This is a genomic window from Acidovorax sp. Root275 (genome assembly GCF_001428965.1).
In the GTDB taxonomy this organism is placed as follows: Bacteria; Pseudomonadota; Gammaproteobacteria; order Burkholderiales; family Burkholderiaceae_C; genus Acidovorax; species Acidovorax radicis.
In genome coordinates, this window is sequence record NZ_LMJH01000010.1 from 555856 (window position 1) to 574078 (window position 18223).

15 protein-coding genes are annotated in these 18223 nt (G+C 65.6%); all 15 read right to left on the minus strand.

What is annotated here, in order from left to right; translation table 11 throughout:
* Window positions 1-147 precede the first annotated feature (147 nt).
* The 15 genes from ASE52_RS21875 to slmA all read right to left on the minus strand — a co-directional run bounded on the left by ASE52_RS21875 (window position 148) and on the right by slmA (window position 18087).
* Window positions 148-1317 (minus strand): acyl-CoA dehydrogenase family protein, encoded by a 1170-nt coding sequence (locus tag ASE52_RS21875; RefSeq protein WP_057229675.1) that lies wholly within the window; start codon window positions 1315-1317, stop codon window positions 148-150.
* A 53-nt stretch (window positions 1318-1370) separates the two neighbouring features.
* The gene (locus ASE52_RS21880; protein ID WP_057229183.1) at window positions 1371-2501 is read right to left on the minus strand and encodes a hypothetical protein; all 1131 of its coding nucleotides are present in this window, start codon (window positions 2499-2501) and stop codon (window positions 1371-1373) included.
* 17 nt (window positions 2502-2518) lie between these two features.
* Window positions 2519-4132 carry a carboxyl transferase domain-containing protein gene (locus ASE52_RS21885; protein WP_057229185.1) on the minus strand — a complete coding sequence of 538 codons (1614 nt, stop codon included), beginning with the start codon at window positions 4130-4132 and terminating at the stop codon, window positions 2519-2521.
* Window positions 4129-5058: an SDR family oxidoreductase gene (locus ASE52_RS21890; protein ID WP_057229187.1), complete on the minus strand. Its 930-nt coding sequence runs from the start codon at window positions 5056-5058 to the stop codon at window positions 4129-4131. The genes ASE52_RS21885 and ASE52_RS21890 overlap by 4 nt, the downstream gene beginning before the upstream one ends.
* A 21-nt stretch (window positions 5059-5079) precedes the next feature.
* Complete coding sequence (locus ASE52_RS21895) at window positions 5080-5829, minus strand: TetR/AcrR family transcriptional regulator (protein WP_057229189.1); 750 nt, start codon at window positions 5827-5829, stop codon at window positions 5080-5082.
* Window positions 5830-6986: 1157 nt separating this feature from the next.
* Window positions 6987-7763 (minus strand): enoyl-CoA hydratase, encoded by a 777-nt coding sequence (locus ASE52_RS21900; RefSeq protein ID WP_057229191.1) that lies wholly within the window; start codon window positions 7761-7763, stop codon window positions 6987-6989.
* Between the two features lie 74 nt (window positions 7764-7837).
* Window positions 7838-8704 (minus strand): thioesterase family protein, encoded by an 867-nt coding sequence (locus tag ASE52_RS21905; protein ID WP_082606983.1) that lies wholly within the window; start codon window positions 8702-8704, stop codon window positions 7838-7840.
* Window positions 8705-8731: 27 nt separating this feature from the next.
* Window positions 8732-9619 carry an alpha/beta fold hydrolase gene (locus ASE52_RS21910; RefSeq protein ID WP_057229193.1) on the minus strand — a complete coding sequence of 296 codons (888 nt, stop codon included), beginning with the start codon at window positions 9617-9619 and terminating at the stop codon, window positions 8732-8734.
* A gap of 258 nt (window positions 9620-9877) precedes the next feature.
* Window positions 9878-11077 (minus strand): acetyl-CoA C-acyltransferase, encoded by a 1200-nt coding sequence (locus ASE52_RS21915; RefSeq protein ID WP_057229195.1) that lies wholly within the window; start codon window positions 11075-11077, stop codon window positions 9878-9880.
* Between the two features lie 15 nt (window positions 11078-11092).
* Window positions 11093-11602: a DUF4442 domain-containing protein gene (locus ASE52_RS21920; RefSeq protein ID WP_057229197.1), complete on the minus strand. Its 510-nt coding sequence runs from the start codon at window positions 11600-11602 to the stop codon at window positions 11093-11095.
* Window positions 11603-11613: 11 nt separating this feature from the next.
* Entirely contained in the window at window positions 11614-14037 is a 2424-nt protein-coding gene (locus ASE52_RS21925) for a 3-hydroxyacyl-CoA dehydrogenase/enoyl-CoA hydratase family protein (RefSeq protein ID WP_057229199.1), read from the minus strand.
* Window positions 14038-14130: 93 nt separating this feature from the next.
* Complete coding sequence (locus ASE52_RS21930; protein WP_057229201.1) at window positions 14131-14568, minus strand: DUF2147 domain-containing protein; 438 nt, start codon at window positions 14566-14568, stop codon at window positions 14131-14133.
* A 57-nt stretch (window positions 14569-14625) separates the two neighbouring features.
* Window positions 14626-16422, minus strand: coding sequence for an acyl-CoA dehydrogenase C-terminal domain-containing protein (locus ASE52_RS21935; RefSeq protein WP_057229202.1), 1797 nt, complete (start codon window positions 16420-16422; stop codon window positions 14626-14628).
* Between the two features lie 5 nt (window positions 16423-16427).
* A complete protein-coding gene (locus ASE52_RS21940; protein ID WP_057229204.1) occupies window positions 16428-17180 on the minus strand; it encodes a TetR/AcrR family transcriptional regulator in 753 nt (250 codons plus the stop codon).
* 244 nt (window positions 17181-17424) lie between these two features.
* Window positions 17425-18087, minus strand: a complete 663-nt coding sequence (gene slmA / locus ASE52_RS21945; protein ID WP_057229206.1) for a nucleoid occlusion factor SlmA — start codon at window positions 18085-18087, stop codon at window positions 17425-17427.
* Window positions 18088-18223: the final 136 nt, after the last annotated feature.

Here is an 18223-nt window from a genome sequence, read left to right on the forward strand (position 1 = left end):
CTGCGCACGACATACGAAACTGGCGCGGCCCAGTGCCAGGGCAGCCGAGCAAGGGCCGCCCCGCAGCGAGGGCTGCGTCCCCCTGCCCGCATTGCGCAGCAATGCGAGAGCGGGGGGAAGCGACGAAGTCGCTCAGGGGGGTGTTGCTCATCTCTTGGCGATGCCCATGAGCTTGGCGAGGATGCCCAGCATCACCTCGTCCGCACCGCCGCCGATGGACGCCAGCCGCCCATCGCGGTACATGCGCGAGACCTTGTTCTCCAGCGTGTAGCCCATGCCGCCCCAGAACTGCAGACAGGTGTCGGGCACCTCGCGGTTCAGGCGGCCGGCCTTGAGCTTGGCCATGCTGGCCAGCTCCAGCACGTCCTGCCCGTTCACGTACAGGTCGCAGGCTCGGTAGGTGAGTGCGCGTAGGGCTTCGACCTCGGTCTTGAGTTCGGCCAGCTTGAACTGCACCCACTGCTGGTCGGCCAGTGTGGCGCCAAACAGCTTGCGCTCCTGTGCGTAGTCGATGGTCCACTGGATGCAGTGGTTCAGCGATTCGAGCGCGCTGGCGGCGCACCACAGGCGCTCCTCCTGGAACTGCTGCATCTGGTAGATGAAGCCCTGCCCCTCGGCGCCGATGCGGTAGCGCTGCGGCACCCGCACCTCGTCGAAGTAGATCAGGCCGGTGTCGCTGCTGTGCATGCCGATCTTGCGGATCTTTTGCGCCACCTCGATGCCCTTGGTGAGCTTGCCGCCCGGGCCATCCCGCATGGGCACCATCACCAGGCTCTTGTTCTTGTGCACAGGCCCTTCGCCCGTGTTCACCAGCATGCACATCCAGTCGGCCTGCAGGCTGTTGGTGATCCACATCTTCTGGCCGGTGATCACGTAGTCGTCGCCGTCCTTGCGCGCCACGCTCTTGATGCCGGATACGTCGCTGCCCGCCGCAGGCTCGCTCACGCCGATGCAGCCCACCATGTCGCCCGCAATCGCAGGGGCCAGAAAGTTGCGCTTGAGTTCTTCGCTGCCATAGCGCGCCAGCGCCGGGGTGCACATGTCGGTCTGCACGCCGATGGCCATGGGCACGCCGCCGCAGTGGATGTGGCCCAGCGCCTCAGCCATGGCCAGGCTGTAGGAGTAGTCCAGCCCTGCGCCGCCATATTCCTCGGGCTTGCACAAGCCCAGCAGGCCCAGGTTGCCCATCTTCTTGAAGACCTCGTGCGCGGGGAAGATCTCTGCGGCCTCCCACTCGTCCACATGGGGGTTGATCTCTTCGTCGATGAAGCGCTTGAGGGTCTTCTGGATCTCGCGGTGCTCGTGTGTGAACTGCATGGTGCTTGTCTCCTGCTGTTGCGTTTGTACGTTTGTGTGCCTGCAAACCTCGATCACGAAAGCTGAAATTGCCCCAGCGGCTGGGGCCGCCCGTTGAGCACCAGCTCCACCTGGTGCGCGCCGGGGTAGTGGGTGCGTGTGGTCATCTGCTGCAGCGACAGCGTCTTGCCCACGGCCACGGTGGCGCCGGGCGGTATGTCCAGCGTCTGCAGCTTGAACACCTTGGGCGCCGCGCCGCCGTGGGCCTTGACGTAGTGCACCTTCAGGTCCGCAAGCACGCGCTGGGGCTGGGGTGTGGGGTTGTGCAGTTCGACCTCGATGCGCACCTTGTCGCCGATGCGTGCGCGGGCGGGCAGCACGCGCGCGGCCCGCACGTCCAGCGCCACGGCATGGCCCACGCCCAGGGCATCGAGCGCAGCGGCGTCGCCCCGTTTGATGAGAAAACGCAGGCCGTGGCGCACCAGGGCTTCACGCGGGGCGGGTGCGCCCTGCAGCCAGGTGCACGCGGTGCCCACGGCCAGATCGGGGTGGTCCTTGGCGATGTCGCCCAGGTGGTTGGCCACGGAGCGGCGCACGTAGGACGATGGGTCGTCCTTGAGCGCATCGAGCAACGGCAGGGCCAGCTGCGGGTTGTTCTGGAATGCAGGCAAACGCGGCGCCCAGGGCAGGCGGGGCCGCGTGCCTTCGCTCACCAGACGGCGCACATGGGCGTTGTCGTCCTGCGCCCAGTCACGCAGCCGCGCGAGCGTGGCCTGCTGGTGGTGCAGCAGATAGGGGCGTATGCAGAACTCGGCGGTAAACCGCTGGGTCAGCGCATGCTGCGCGGCCATGGCCGCCTCGAAATGCGGCAGGCCGTGCGTGCCGACGTAGATGCTGTGCGGCAGGTACAAAAATGCGCTGTAGGGGCGGTCACCCGCATCGGGCTCACCCACCGCATCCAGGCCCATCGGCGGGTCCATCGAATCGACCAGCAAGCCCAGCGCGCGCGGCACATCTTGCGGCAGGTGTGTCTGCAGGGCCTGCGCAATGCGCTGGCCGCGCGCCATCAGCTCCAGCGATTCGTAGCCGGGCTCTACCTGCTGCAGAAATGCAGTGGTATCGAACTTGCGCCACGCACGACGCACCATGGCTGCGATGCGCGACGGCACGGTGTCGTTCAGCAGGTGTTTGAGAGGCTCGGCCATGTTGTACTGAGACCCGCTTACATCCGCGCCACGCCAAAGCTCAGGGGCCGCAACGTGCGGGCCTGTGCCTCGGCGCAGGTGTCCAGGCAAAAGGCCAGCACGGCGCGGGTGTCGCGCGGGTCGATCACACCGTCGTCCAGCAGCAGGCCGCTGGTGTAGAACGCATCGGCCTGGGCCTCGAACATGGCGACGATCTTGTCGAACTGGGCCTGCGATTCGACCGGGTCGGGCGTGATGCCTTTGCGCGCCAGCGCCGCCTCGGTCACGATCTGCATGGTGCGCGCAGCCTGCTCGCCGCCCATCACCGCTGTCTTGGCACCGGGCCAGCTGAACAGGAAGCGCGGCGCATAGCCGCGCCCGCACATGCCGTAGTTGCCCGCGCCAAAGCTGGCGCCGCACTGGATGGTGATCTGCGGCACGGTGGCGTTGGTCACGGCCTGGATCATCTTGCTGCCGTGCTTGATCATGCCGCCCTGCTCGCTGTCCTTGCCCACCATGTAGCCCGTGGTGTTCTGCAGGTAGATGATGGGGTGGCCCAGCTGGCACATCCAGTGGATGAAGTGCGTGGCCTTGTTGGCGCCCGCCACGTCGATGGGGCCGTTGTTGCTGATGAAGCCTACCGCATGGCCCTGGATGCGGCCCTGCGCGCACAAAGTGGCCATGCCGTAGCGGGCCTTGAATTCGAGCAGCTCAGAGCCATCCACCAGCCGCGCGATCACCTCGCGCATGTCCACGGGCTGGCGCAGGTCGGCAGACATCAGGGACAGGAGATCGTCTGCGGGCAAGGTGGGCCCAGGTGCGCTGGGTCGCCGGGGCATGTTCCACCCCAGCTGCGCGACCACATCGCGCGCCAGGCCAATCGCCTCGCGGTCGTCCTGCGCCAGGTATTCGCCCAGGCCCGAAACGGCGGTGTGCATCTCGGCGCCGCCCAGTTCTTCTTCCGTCGCAATCTCGCCGGTAGCCGCTTTGAGCAGCGGCGGCCCGGCCAGAAATGCGCGCGAGCGACCCTGCACCATGATGACCACATCCGACAGCCCTGGCATGTAAGCACCGCCTGCAGTGCCCGAGCCGTGCTGCACGGTGATGACGGGAATGCCCGCCGCCGACAGCCGCGCGAGGTTGCGGAACAGCGTGCCGCCGTGCACGAAGCCCTCGACGCGGTAGCGCATGAGGTTGGCGCCCGCGCTCTCCACCAGGTGGATGAACGGCAAGCGGTTTTGCAGCGCGATTTCCTGCACGCGCAAGATCTTTTCCAGGCCCATGGGCTGGATGGCCCCTGCCTCGATGCCGGAGTCGCTGGCCACCACCATGCAGCGCACACCGCTGACCAAGCCAATGCCGGCAATCATTCCGCCGCCGGGCACGGACTTCTCCGGGTCCTTCACATCCTGCAGGTAGCCCGCCAGCGTGCACAGCGGCAGCCAGGGCGCACCCGCATCCAGCAACAGCGCCACGCGCTGGCGCGGCAGCAGCTGGCCGCGTTTGTCGAACTGGGGCAGCGACCGGGCCGAGGCTGCGGCTGCACGCTCTTCCAGCGCGCGCAGGGCATGAAGGCGGGCCTGCAGCGCCGCGCGGCGTTGGGTGGCCTCGGCGCTGCCTGGGTTGAATCGGGAAGTGAAGACGGCGGTCATGCGGCCTCGGTCTTGGGGGTATGGGAAGGGGCAAACACCTGCGGCACCTGCGCGCGGTGAAAGCCGTCAAATGGCCGCACGGCCGGGTGTGCAGCGGCGGTGGCACCAGGCGGGCGCTGCGGCCAGCCCATGCGCACCTGGGGCCGTGCGCCGTCCACCCGCAGCGTGGTGCCACTGATGAAGCTGGCTGCCGGGCTGAGCAAAAAGGTGATGGCCGCCGACACCTCGGCCTCGTTGCCAAAGCGCCCGAGCGGCACCGTGCGCGGCATGGCACGCAGCATGTCTGCCGCCTCGGGCGGATAGTTGTCCATGCCGCTGGAGGCGATGTACCCCGGCGCCACGGCGTTCACGCGCACACCGCTGTGTGCCCATTCCAGCGCAGCGGTTTCGGTGAAGCTGACCATGCCCGCGCGCGCAGCCCCGCTGTGCCCCATGCCCGGCATGGAGCCCCACATGTCGGCCACGATGTTGACTACCGAGCCGCCGTGCTGCGCCATCCACTGCCGGTAGCACTCTCGCGCCATCAAAAAGCCGCCGGTGAGGTTGGTGTGCAGCACGGCCTCCCAGCCCTTGGCGCTGATGGATTCGAGCGGCGACATGAACTGCCCGCCCGCGTTGTTGACCAGGCCATCGATGCGCCCGTGCGCGGCCAGCACCTGCTGCACCAACACCACCACAGCGTCTTCGGAGCGGATGTCGCAGGCATGCCAGGACGCAGCACCGCCATCCGCTGTGATCTCATCGGCTACGGCCTGCAGCTTCTCGGGCTTGCGCCCGACCAGCACTACGTGCGCGCCCAGGCAGGCCAGTTCGTGCGCGGTGCAGCGGCCAATGCCCGAGCCGCCGCCCGTGACGACGACCACCTGGCCGCTGCACAGGCCTGGTGCAAACACCGACTGGTAGCCGTTGGGAGCCGTAGAGGCCATGGTGAGTGCTCCTTTTTATTTTTATGTGCGGATGAAGAGGGCCAGGGCTTCGTCGGTGAGCGCGTCGAGCGACTTGCCCTTCTTGGACGAGAACCACTGCACCGCCCAGTTGAGCGCCCCAAAGATGAACAGCCGCGCCACACCGGGCTCGGCCTGCAGCGCGCCCTGCTGTGCCAGAGCTTCCAGCACGGGCATCCAGGTGGCCTCGTAGCTGTCCTTGATGCGGGCAATGCCCTTGCGCTGCGCAGGCGTGAGCGAGCGCCATTCGTACAGCATCACCGGGATGAAGCTGCTGCGGGGCCCGAGCAGGATCTCGAAGTGGTGGCGAATGAGCGTGTGCAATTGCTCGCGCGGGGTGGCCTGGGCTGGCAGTGCATCGAGTGCCTGCTGCTGGCTTTGCGTGGCCATGGTCATGCCCTCGCTCATTACGGCGTAGAGCAGCGCGCTTTTGCTTTCGAAGTGGTAGAAGGGCGAGCCACTGTGCATGCCCGCCGCCGCCGCAATGTCGCGCGTGCTGGTGGCGGCAAAGCCCTGGGTGCGAAAGAGCTTGGCCGCGCCGTCCATGAGCTTGCGACGGCGGTTGCCGTCGTCGAGTTCTTCGGCGGTTTTGCGGGGGCGTCCGCGCGGGCGGCGGGTGGGTTCTTCGGAGGGAGATTGTGTGGTGGTTGCCGAGTTGGCGCTGAGGGGCGCTGCGGCCTTGCTGCGAGGGCGGGCCGGGGGGTTCTTGGGAGGGGGGGCGATGGTGCGGGTGCGCGGCACGGGTGAATCCATGCAGGCACGATAGCAAAACTGTTTATTTTTAGCAAGCAAGTGCTTTGTAAAAATAAATGGCCTGTCTGGTCGCGATGTGTATTGGGTGCTGTTTGAGGTGAGGCGCCAGTATCCACTACCTGATTTGCTATGTATTTGGAATCAAACGGCGTGATTGTGCGAAGGGCAGAGGCCGGGAGTCGCCCGGCGTGCGAGTAACTTTCTTTCGCGTCGCCGAAAGAAAGTCACCAAAGAAAGGGCGACCCTGCTGTCTGCGACCCCTTCGCTGCGCTGCGGGGCAACCTGGGGTGCTCGGTCACGGGGTGCACCGCAGAACTCGCTGCGCGCCTGCGGCGCTCCGCTCGGACAACTGCGGTGAGTCAGTTCACGAAGCATGCGCGCTCCGACGCGCATGCCACCCCGCGCCCTGTGCGCCCCAGGCGCATCCAGAAGGGAACCCGCGAGTCGGACATCCACACGGGCCATCGCTGCGCTCGGCCCCCTCACGCGGGCGCAAGCGCCACGCGCTGCACAGGCGGGGCCGAGCGAAGCAAAGGCCCGTGGGCTGTTCGGCTGTTGGATGTTCGGCTGCCCAACCCCCTGCTGGCTGCGCCTGCGGCGGGGCGGTTGTGGGGTGGCATGGGCGTCGAAGCGCCCATGCTGCGTGAACTGACTCGNTTGTCCGAACGAAGCTGCGAAGCAGCGCAGTGAGTTCTGCGGCGCACCCCGCAACCGCCCCGCCGCAGGTTTGCCCCGTAGCAAAGCGCAGGGGTCGCAGACTGGGGGTCGCCTTTCTTTTGGGTACTTTTCTTTGGCGAAGCAAAGAATAAGTACCTCGGCCGCCGGGCCGAGACCCGGCTTCCGCACTAAAACCAAGCACGCCCTAACTTCGATAGGCTCAGCTCAAACAGCAGGCGGAAACTCGAAAACTACAAAAAGCAATAGCTGCCAGCGCTTGATAGACAGGCGCCAGCAGCCAAAATGACCAAGACCCAAGGACTCAGAGTGCGCCGAAATCCGGTCGGTGCTTTTAGCGAAACCGCCGTCGGCCTGCTCCGCAGTCCGCACCGCTCACGCGGCGACCGGATTTCAGACAGCGCTGAAATCGGGACGGCGCTTTTACCGAAAGATCATCCAGCCCGCTACGCGGTCTGCACCGCTATCGCGGCGGCCAGATTTCAGCTCTTGCTGAAATCTGGCTTTCTCTTTTCCATAAACGCCGAAAACGCCTCCCGCGCCGCAGGCTCGCGCAGCATGCGCCCAAAGCTCTCGCCCTCTTCCGCCATCACCTCCAGCACCTTCGCCTGCTGCCCGCCCTTCATCAACCGCTTGGTTTCGATGAGCGACGACAACGGCTTGGCCGCCAGCTTCTTCGCCTGCGCCTGCGCCACGCCGTTGCACTCGGTGGGCGGCAACACGCGGTTCACCAGGCCCACTTCCAGGGCTGCTTCGGCCATGAAAGGCTCGCCCAGCAGCAGCGCTTCAGCAGCGCGGTGGTAACCCAGCATCTGCGGCACCAACAGGCTGGATGCGGCCTCGGGGCACAGGCCCAGATTGACGAAGGGCATGGAGAACGCCGCGTTGTCGCCCGCATAGACCAGATCGCAGTGGAACAGCATCGTCGTGCCAATGCCCACAGCCGGGCCGCAGACCGAGGCGATCACGGGCTTGGGAAAGGTGGCGATTCCGCGCAGGAAACGGAACACGGGCGAATCCTGCGTGGCGGGTGGCTGCTGCAAAAAGTCGCCGATGTCATTGCCCGCGCTGAAGATCGCCACATCGCCCTGGAACACCACCACACGCACGCTGGCATCGGCCTTGGCGGCATCGAGCGCATCAGCCATGGCGGCGTACATGTCGCGCGTGATGGAGTTCTTCTTGTCCACGCGATTGAAGGTGATGGTGGTCACGCCCGCTTCGGAGTGGACGAGGATGTCTTGGGTGGCTTCGGTCATGGTGGTGAAGGCTCCGGGTCGGATGGATTGGGACGAGAGGAATGCGGTACGGCACAGGGCGACAGGCCGACTTCCTATTCTTTGTAGTAAACGATCTGATGGCTGGTGGCCAGCATGGTGCCCGCTTCGTTCCACAGCTGCACGGTCTGGTCAAAGAATCCGTTGCGGAACTCCTGCCCGCGCGCCTGGCCGAGCAGGAAGCCCGTGCCCGTGGCCTGCAGCTGCTCTGCCGTGGCGTGGAAGTACACGGTGATCGACACCGTGCCCGCAGGCACCTGGCGCGCACGGCGCAGCCACACGCGGGGGAAGAACACATCGGCCAATGCGGACAGCGCGATAAAGTCGAGCGGCCGGGGCGGCGCATCGCGCATCCACAACTGCGTCAGGCTGTGGTCGCCGCTGCCGTCCCAGGTGCGCGGGATGAAGCCGGCAATGGGGCGCATCTCATACCGGTTGAGCCACTCGACTGCGCCCGGGGGCGCCACGATGGCCTTGTGCTCTGCGGGCGGGAGCACCTCGGGCATGGGCACATCGCCCACACTCCAGGTCTCACGGCGCACCGCCGTGACGGCCGTGGCGGTGGTGGTGACCACCTGCGCGCCGTCAGCACCGGCCTGCAGGATCGACAGCGTCCAGTGCTGGGTAGAGCGGTTGGTGCGCACGGGCGTTGCCTGCACTGTGAACGCACCGGCTGTCAGTGCGCCCGCGTAGTTGACAGTGAGCGACAACGGGTCGCCGAGCCGGTCAGGGTGCTGCAGGATGGCCTGTAGCAGTGTGGCGGCGGTGATGCCACCAAACGGGCCCACCATGTTCCAGTAGCCGGGGTGGGTCTGCCCTTCGTACTGGCCGGTCGGAGCGGACGAGGCCGTCAGTTGCAGCGCCTCGTCCAGCGGGTGGGCTGCGGAGGACGAAGACGAAGAAGTGGATGAAGAGGAAGTCATGCTGCGAGTGTGCCGCGAAACGACCGCTCAGGCCGTCGTACCGGAGACTTCGCCGTGGTGCACGCCGCCACCCAGGGCGGCCAGCGCAGTCGCCGCGCGCGGCCACAGGCTTTGGCGGAACTGGTCGCGAAAGAAACCAAAGTGCCCGATGCGCCGCACCTGCAGGTCGGCCGGCGTGATGCTCTCCACCCGGCGCTCGGTATTAGCGTACAGGTTCACCAGGTTGTGCGTGCCGCGCAAGGTCATCAGTTCGTCGTCGGACATCGACAGCGCCAGCACCGGGAACCGCACCGCGCCATAACTCTGCGCCACCGCAGGCCCCTCAGCCCCCACGCTGTAAGCGGGGTCCAGACACCAGCGCCGCCACTGCAGGATCACCCCCGCAGGCAGGTCGCCCACCTTCTTGAGCGTACGACCCGGAAAGTACCCGCACAGCCGCGTGGCCAGCGGCACCAGCACCCACCAGAAATACGGAACGATGCGCTTGAGCTGCGGCGCGTTGTCGCGCCAGTAGCCGCTGCCTGCGGCCACGCTCAGCAGGCCCGCCACCTGTTCGGGCTTCTTGAGCAGCCCTGGCAATTGCGCGCCCAGGCTGTGGCCCAGCAAGTACAGCGGCTGCGACGGCAGTGCGGCCTTGGCGGCAGAAATCACCGCCTCGTAGTCCTGCGCCCAATCAAACAGATCCGCCTTCACATCGCGCATGGCGCCCTGCAGCGAATCGCCGTGGCCCCGATAGTCGAACGTGGTGACCCGAAACCCCTGCTGCGCCATCCACAGCGCAAAGGCCTCGTAGAACGACTGCCGCACCCCCATCGCGCCGCCGATGACAACGCTGGCGCGCGGTGCGCCCTCGGGTTCGTAGACACGCAGTGCCAATGACACTGCCCCGTTCACCTGCAAGGTTTGCTTGTTCATGTCTGTCTCCTTGTGTCGAAACCGATCTGCGCCGGCTTGAAAAGAAAACGAATTGCCGGGCAGTGCCTTGGCTTTGACAGGCTCAGCCCAAACGGGTGGGTGTGATACCCCTGCCCTTGTGTATTCAAACCCCGACCTCAAGGGCGTAGCGAGCGGCTTTCAGGCTAGGCGGACGGAGCGCCGCAACCGGAACGTACTTGCGGTACGTGAGGATTGCGAGCACCGCCCAACGACGCATGAAAGCCGCGCAGTAGCCAGTTACAACGCTTCGATGATGCCGGCGGCGCCTTGGCCGGTTCCTACGCACATCGTGACCATGCCGTACTTCAGCTTGTGCCGACGCAGCGCATGCACCACCGTCGCCGCACGGATGGCACCGGTAGCGCCCAGCGGGTGCCCCAATGCAATCGCGCCACCCATGGGGTTCACGTTCGCAGGGTTCAGGCCCAGCGTATTGATCACGGCGAGCGACTGGGCCGCAAACGCTTCGTTCAGCTCGTACCAGCCAATGTCATCGCTCTTGAGACCTGCATAACGCAGGGCCGCCGGAATCGCTTCGATAGGACCAATGCCCATGATCTCGGGCGGCACACCGCGCGCTGCGTAGCTGACGAAGCGCGCCAGGGGCGTCAGTCCAAACTGCTTCACGGCCTTCTCGCTGGCGACAATGAGGGCGCCCGCGCCATCGCTGGTCTGCGAGCTGTTGCCCGCCGTGACGCTGCCGCGTGCCGCAAACACGGGCTTGAGCTTGGCCAGGCCTTCCAGGGACGTGTCGGGGCGAGGGCCTTCGTCCAGGCTCACGGTGCGGCGCTTTTCCACCACTTCGCCGGTAGCGAGGTTGGGCGAACGCTCCACGATTTCGAAGGGCGTGATTTCGTCGCTGAACTCCCCGGCCTTTTGTGCCTTGATGGCGCGCAGGTGGGATTCGAGGGCGAACGCGTCTTGCGCTTCGCGGCTAACCTTCCACTGCTGGGCCACCTTTTCGGCGGTGAGACCCATGCCGTAGGCGATGCCCACGTTTTCGTCCTTGGCAAAAATCTCGGCGTTGAACGAGGTCTTGTTGCCGCCCATGGGCACCAGGCTCATGGACTCGGCGCCACCGGCGATCAGCACGTCCGCCTCGCCCACGCGGATGCGGTCGGCCGCCATCTGCAGCGCGGTGATGCCCGATGCGCAGAAGCGGTTGACCGTCACGCCGCCCACGGGGTGGTCGAACGCAAGGCCCACGGCAATGCGCGCCATGTTCATGCCCTGCTCACCCTCGGGGAAGGAGCAGCCGATGATGGCGTCCTCGATCGCCTTGGGGTCCAGCGTGGGGACCTGCAGCATCGCGCTCTTGATGGCGGCGACCAGCAGGTCGTCGGGACGGGTGTTCTTGAAATAGCCGCGGCCCGAACGCCCGATGGGCGTGCGCGTGGCAGCAACGATGTAAGCGTCCTGGACTTGTTTTTGAGCCATGGTGTTGAAACTCCTTCAATTCTTGGCGGGGCGGCTGGAAGGAATCCAGGCCCACGTAAATACACATTCGACCGGCTCTACACCGGCTTCGTCGGTCACGGTGACCGCAACCTGCACCTCGCCCTTGTCGCTGGCCAACATGGCGGCGCGCTGCTCGGCGGTCAGCATGGCCACGGCTTTAAGGCCGCCGGTGGCGCGCTTTTTGAACGCCATGGACAGCTCCTTGGCCAGCGGGATGCAGTCGTCGCGCACGTTCATGCCCACCACCATGCCCGTGGCCGTCTCGGCCAGCAGGTTCATGGCCGAGGCGTGCACGCCGCCGATGTGGTTCTGCACGCGGTGCTCATTGGCCAGGTGCACCTCGACGCGCTCGGGCGTGAGCGAGACGAACTTCACCCCGGCCGTGCCGGTAAAGGGCACAGCCCGGCGCAGGATGATGTTCTGCACGAAGCCACGCATGAAGGCGGGCGCCTCGTCCAGGCGCATCAGCGAGCGCTGGAGTTTGTTGGGGGCGTGGTCCGTCATGGTGATGGCGGTCAGTTGCGAACAGGCTTACCTGTCGAGAGCATGCCCAGGATGCGCTCGTGCGTCTTGGGCTGGGCGATCAGGTGGCAGAACGCCTTGCGCTCCAGCGTGAGCAGGTATTCCTCGCTCACCAGCGCGCCAGCGTCCACATCACCCCCACACACCACCTCGGCGATCATGGTGCTGACCTTGAAATCGTAGGCGCTGATGAAGCCGCCGTCGCGCATGTTCACGAGCTGTGCCTTGATGGTGGCCAGGCCGCTGCGGCCCGCCACGGGGAACAGGCGCTTGTGCGGCGCGCGCCAGCCGCTGGCGGCCATGGACTTGGCTTCGTTGATGGCCACAAACAGCAACTCGTCCTTGTGCGGAACGATGATGTCGGACTCCAGCAGGAAGCCCAGCTTGCGCGACTCGATGGCGCTGGTGCCCACCTTGGCCATCGCGGCGGCGGTGAAGCCCTCGGTCAGGAAGGGCAGGATGTCCTTGCCGGTAGACGCCGCCATGTTCTCGGCAGCGCGGCGTGCGATGTAGGTCAGGCCGCCGGCGCCAGGCACCAGGCCCACGCCCACTTCCACCAGGCCGATGTAGCTTTCCATATGGGCCACACGCTTGGCCGAATACACAGCCAGCTCGCAGCCGCCGCCCAGCGCCATGCCATGGATGGCAGCGACGACGGGCACCTGGGCGTAGCGGATGCGCATCATCAGGTTCTGCAGTTCCTTCTCGATGCTTTCGACGGCGTCTGCACCGCCCACCACAAAGGCCGGCATCGTGGCTTCCAGGTCGGCACCCACGCTGAAAGGTGCGTCGCCGGACCAGATCACCATGCCCTGGTATTCGGCCTCGGCCAGTTCCAAGGCCTCCATCAGCGCTTCCATCACCTCGGGGCTGATGGCGTGCATCTTGTTCTTGATGCTGGCGATGAGCACCCGCCCACCGAAGGGGCTTCCATCCTCGTCGAGCGTCCAGGTGCGCAGGGCGTTCGACTCCGCGATGGTCGTGCCGGCCGTGCGCCAGTCGGGCAGGTTGGACTCGCCCAGCAGCGACTCGGGGAAAATCTGCCGCTCGTACACGGGCAGTTGGCGGCGCGGCACGAACTTGCCTTGCGATGCGCTCCACGAGCCTTGTGCGGTGTGCACGCCACCGGCTTCGGCCACGGGGCCCTTGAAGACCCACTCGGGCAGCGGCGCCTTGCACAGCGCCTTGCCAGCGTCGATGTCTTCCTGAATCATCTTCGCCACTTCGAGCCAGCCGGCTTCTTGCCACAGCTCGAAGGGGCCCTGCTTCATGCCAAAGCCCCAGCGCATGGCCTGGTCCACGTCGCGCGCGTTGTCCGCAATGGTGGCCAGGTGCACGGCGGCGTAGTGGAAGCCGTTGCGCAAGATGGCCCACAGGAACTGGCCGGGCGCGCCTTCAGCGTTGCGCAGCAGCTTCAGGCGTTCGGCGGCGGGCTTCTTGAGCATGCGGGCGTACACCTCGTCGGCCTTCTGGCCGGCGGGCACGTACTCTTCGCTGTCCAGCTCGAAGCGCATCACGTCGCGGCCGACCTTTTTGAAAAAGCCGGCCTTGGTCTTCTGGCCCAGATTGCCCAGCTCCAGCAGCTTCTTGAGCACGGCGGGCGTGCCAAAGCTTTCGTAGAACGGATCGGTCTCGATGCTCAGGTTGTCCTGCAGCGTCTTGATCACGTGCGCCATGGTGTCCAGGCCCACCACGTCGGCAGTGCGGAAGGTGCCGCTGGATGCGCGGCCGAGCTTCTTGCCCGTGAGGTCGTCCACCACGTCGAAGGTCAGGCCGAAGTTCTCGACCTCCTTCATCGTGGCCAGCATGCCGGCGATGCCCACGCGGTTGGCCACGAAGTTGGGGGTGTCGTGCGCGCGCACCACGCCCTTGCCCAGGCCACTGGTCACAAAGGCTTCGAGCTGGTCGAGCACTTCAGGCTGCGTGGTGGGGGTGTTGATCAGCTCCACCAGCGTCATGTAGCGCGGGGGGTTGAAGAAGTGGATGCCGCAGAAACGCGGCTTGATGCTCTCGGGCAGCACTTCAGACAGCTTGGTGATCGACAGGCCCGAGGTGTTGGACGCCAGGATGGCGTGCTTGGCCACATGGGGCGCGATCTTGGTGTAGAGGTCGAGCTTCCAGTCCATGCGCTCGGCAATGGCCTCGATCACGAGGTCGCATTCCTTGAGCAGGTGCATGTGCTCTTCGTAGTTGGCCTGCTGGATCAGTGCCGCATCCTCGGCCACGCCCAGGGGCGAGGGCTTGAGCTTCTTGAGGCCTTCGACGGCCTTGGTGACGATGCCGTTCTTGGGGCCTTCCTTGGCCGGCAGGTCGAACAGCACCACGGGCACCTTGACGTTGACGAGGTGGGCGGCGATCTGCGCGCCCATCACGCCTGCGCCGAGCACGGCGACTTTTTTCACTTGGAATCTTGACATCGGTATTTCTCCAGAAGGGCGGCCGCGGTGGGCGCCCTGCCCTCGTTGTTGTGCACGCCGTGCCTGGGCGCGGCGCGCACGGTGTTGTCGTCTTTATTGCACCCGGATCCAGGTCTGCGTGCGCCCAAAGGGGCCTATGGAACCGCGCACTTCCAGCTTCTTGCCGCCGTCGATGGGCGTCATGCGCAGGGTGTAGTTGCGGCCGTTCTCGGGGTCGAGAATCTTGCCGCCCTCCCACACGTCCTTGCCCTCGGCCTTCTTGGCGCCACGGATGATCTCGAGCCCCAGGATCGGCTTGCCCTTGCGGTCGTCTGAGCACTCGTCGCACACGTCATCGGCCTTGGCGTCCTTGGACAGGCGCTTTTCCAGCGCCCCATTCAGCACGCCGCCGCCGGTGTCGCGGATGCGGATCTCGGCCTTGGCCTCGCCGGTCTTGTCGTCGATGTTGCGCCACAGGCCCTCGGGCGTTGCCTGCGCCCAGGCTGGCAACGCGCCTGCTACCAAAACAATAGCTACTACCGCTTTAAACATAAGCGCTACCCCGCAAAAAGGCTTGAAATCCGATCCATCCACCGACCCACGCACCGATCAGGCCAGGGCCAGGTCGGTGTCCATCAGCACCTTGCTGCCGGCACGGGCGGTGCGCATCAGCGTCGCGGTCTCGGGGAAGAGCTTGGCGAAGTAGAAGCGTGCGGTCTGCAGCTTGGCGCCGTAGAACGGGTCGGTGTTGCCCGCGGCAATCTCGCGCAGCGCGACCTGGGCCATGCGGGCGAACAGGTAGCCGAACACCAGGTGGCCGGCCACGCGCAGGTAGTCCACTGCGGCGGCGCCCACTTCGTCGGGGTTCTGCATGCCCTTGAAGCCGATCTCGGTGGTGAACTTGGTCATCTGGTCGCCCAGCATGGCGACGGGGTTGATGAACTCGGCCATCTTCTCGTTCACGCCTTCTTCTTCCACCAGCTTGCCGATCAGCCTGCCCAGCTTCTTGAGCGTGGCGCCGTTGTTGCCCAGGATCTTGCGGCCCAGCAGGTCCAGTGACTGGATGGTGTTGGTGCCTTCATAGATCATGTTGATGCGGTTGTCGCGCACGTACTGCTCCATGCCCCATTCCTTGATGAAGCCATGGCCGCCGAAGACCTGCATGCACGCATTGGTGCTGATGTGGCCGTTGTCGGTGATGAAGGCCTTGACGATGGGCGTGAGCAGGGCGACGAGTTCTTCGGAGTCCTTGCGCACTTTTTCATCAGGGTGGCTGTGCACCTTGTCCAGCAGCAGCGTGCAGAAGATCTGCAGCGCGCGGCCACCTTCGGCATAGGCCTTGGCGGTCAGCAGCATCTTGCGCACGTCGGGGTGCACGATGATCGGATCGGCGTCCTTGTCCTTGGCCTTGGTGCCGCTCAAGGAGCGCATCTGGATGCGGTCCTTGGCGTAGGCCAGGGCATTCTGGTAGGCCACTTCGGTCAGGCCCAGCGACTGGTTGCCCACGCCCAGGCGCGCGGCGTTCATCATCACGAACATGGCGGCCAGACCCTTGTTGGGCTGGCCCACCATGGTGCCGATGGCGCCGTCGATGGCGATCTGCGCGGTGGCATTGCCGTGGATGCCCATCTTGTGCTCGAGGCCCGTGCAGAAGATAGGGTTGCGCTCGCCCAGCGAACCGTCGGCCTTGACGTTGAACTTGGGCACGACGAACAGGCTGATGCCCTTGCTGCCCTTGGGCGCATCGGGCAGGCGAGCCAGCACCAGGTGCACGATGTTGGCGGTCATGTCGTGTTCGCCGGCGCTGATGAAGATCTTGTTGCCGGTGATCTTGTAGGTGCCGTCGGCCTGGGGTTCGGCCTTGGTGCGCAGGAGGCCCAGGTCGGTACCGCAATGGGGCTCGGTCAGGCACATGGTGCCGGTCCATTCGCCGCTGGTCAGCTTGGGCAGGTACAGGGCCTTTTGCTCTTCGGTGCCGTGGGCGTGCAGGGCTTCGTACGCGCCGTGCGACAGGCCGGGGTACATGGTCCAGGCCTGGTTGGCCGAGTTCATCATTTCGTACAGGCACTGGTTCAGCACGAAGGGCAGGCCCTGGCCGCCATAGGCGGGGTCGCACGACAGCGCCGCCCAGCCGCCTTCGACGTACTTGGCATAGGCGTCCTTGAAGCCCGAGGGTGGCTTCACTTCGTGGGTGGCCTTGTCGAGCACGCAGCCTTCGGTGTCGCCGCTGATGTTGAGCGGGAAGGTCACCTCGGCGGCGAACTTGCCGGCTTCTTCGATCACGGCGTTGATCGTGTCCACATCCACCTCGGCATGGGGCGGCATTGCCTTGAATTCATCACTGACCTTGAGCACTTCGTGCATGACGAATTGCATGTCGCGCAGGGGCGGCGTGTAGATAGGCATGGGGTTTACTCCTTGGAGGTGGTGGTTTGGTTGGAAACTTTGCGGCGCTTGGCGGCAGCAGGCGGTGCTGCAGACGCGGCGGCGGCCGGGGTCGTGGCCTGGGCATTGCTGTAGCGCGCCAGGATGTTGTGGAAGCCCTGCACGGCCCGGCCCATGGAGCCAGGGGTCTGCAGGAACCGCGCTTCGTAGTGCAGCGCAAGGATGAGGCCGTGGATCTCGAAGAGCATCTGCTCGGCATTTGTGTCCGCGCGCAGCTCGCCCAGGCCCTTGCACTGCTCGATGGCGCGGCGCATGGCGGCATGCCAGGTCAGCACCGAGCTGGCCAGCGCGTCGCGCACGGGGCCGGTGCGGTCGTCAAATTCGACCGCGCCACTGATGTAGATGCAGCCCGAATCGATTTCGATGGAGGTGCGCTTCATCCAGTTGTCGAACATGGCGCTGAGCCGGGCCAGGCCACGCGGCGCGGACATGGCGGGGTAGAACACTTCCTGCTCGAAACGCGTGTGGTATTCGCGGACCACGGAGATCTGCAGCTCTTCGCGCGAGCCAAAATGGGCGAACACGCCCGACTTGCTCATGCCCGTGACATCGGCCAGCGCCCCGATGGACAGGCCCTCCAGCCCGATGTGCGTGGCCAGGCCCAGCGCCGCTTCGACGATGGCCGCCTTGGTTTGCTGGCCTTTTTGCAGGGCACGGCCGGTTCCGCTGCGAGCGCGCGGGATGCGAGTGACCTGGCTGGATGAAGAGGTGGCGGACATGCGGGCAAATAAAAACGAACGTTCGTTCTATTTTGCAGCAAATTACCCCTCTGACCAAAACCCCCGAAAAAAATAGGGAGGCCCACCCAAATCGCCCGTTGCAGGAACGCAACCGCGTCTCTGCGTTCCCGGACCTGCACGTTGCAGCCAATGAGTGAAGGCCGCAAAGCAACCTCAGCGCACGGAGCGCTTTCGGGCTCGGTGCAGGGCGCAGCAACAACGCCAGAAGCGTTTTGGAGCGCCCTTAAAGCATCAGCGCCAGGCTGGCATCCAGGTGCTCGGTCGGCAGCCGCTTGAAGCCCGAGCGGGCGTAGCGCTGCAGACGGCCCTGGGCAAACGCCGTGAGCACGCTGGCCGCCACCTGGGCATCGACCGTGGGCGTTGCAGAGCCCGCTGCAGCCTGGCGCAGGCACTGGCGCAAGGTGGACTCGATGCGTTCAAAGAACTGGTTCATGCGCTGCTGAAGGCGCTCGTGCTCGAACACCAGCGCATCGCCCACCATCACGCGCACCATGCCCGGGTTGCGCTCGCCAAACTGCAACAGCAAGGCCACGATGCGCGCGGCCTGGCGTGCGCCCACCTCGGCAGGCTGATCCGGATCGGGCACATCGCGGCCGGTGATTTGCTGGACCAGGGTGAACACGGTCTGCTCGATGAATTCGATCAGCCCCTCGAACATCTGCGCCTTGCTGGCGAAGTGGCGGTACAGGGCTGCCTCGCTGACCGACAGGCGCGCGGCCAAGGCGGCGGTGGTAATGCGCTCCGCCCCGGGCTGCTCCAGCATGGCGGCCAGTGCCTGCAGGATCTGCACCCGCCGCTCGCCCGGCTTGGGCCGCTTGCGCGCAGCGGGCGTTTCGCCGGCATCGTCGGTACTGGCTGGCTCGGGAAGGGGCGAAAGTTCGGACATGCAGGAACAGGGGCTCGGGTAGGGCCAGACGGCCAATGGCGCCCTGCACCTGGTTCACATGCCGGATGGGCATGCACAGGCCTGCGGCAGGGCGTAAATCATGTGTGGAAATGATTCTCGCACAGGCCCCGCACCC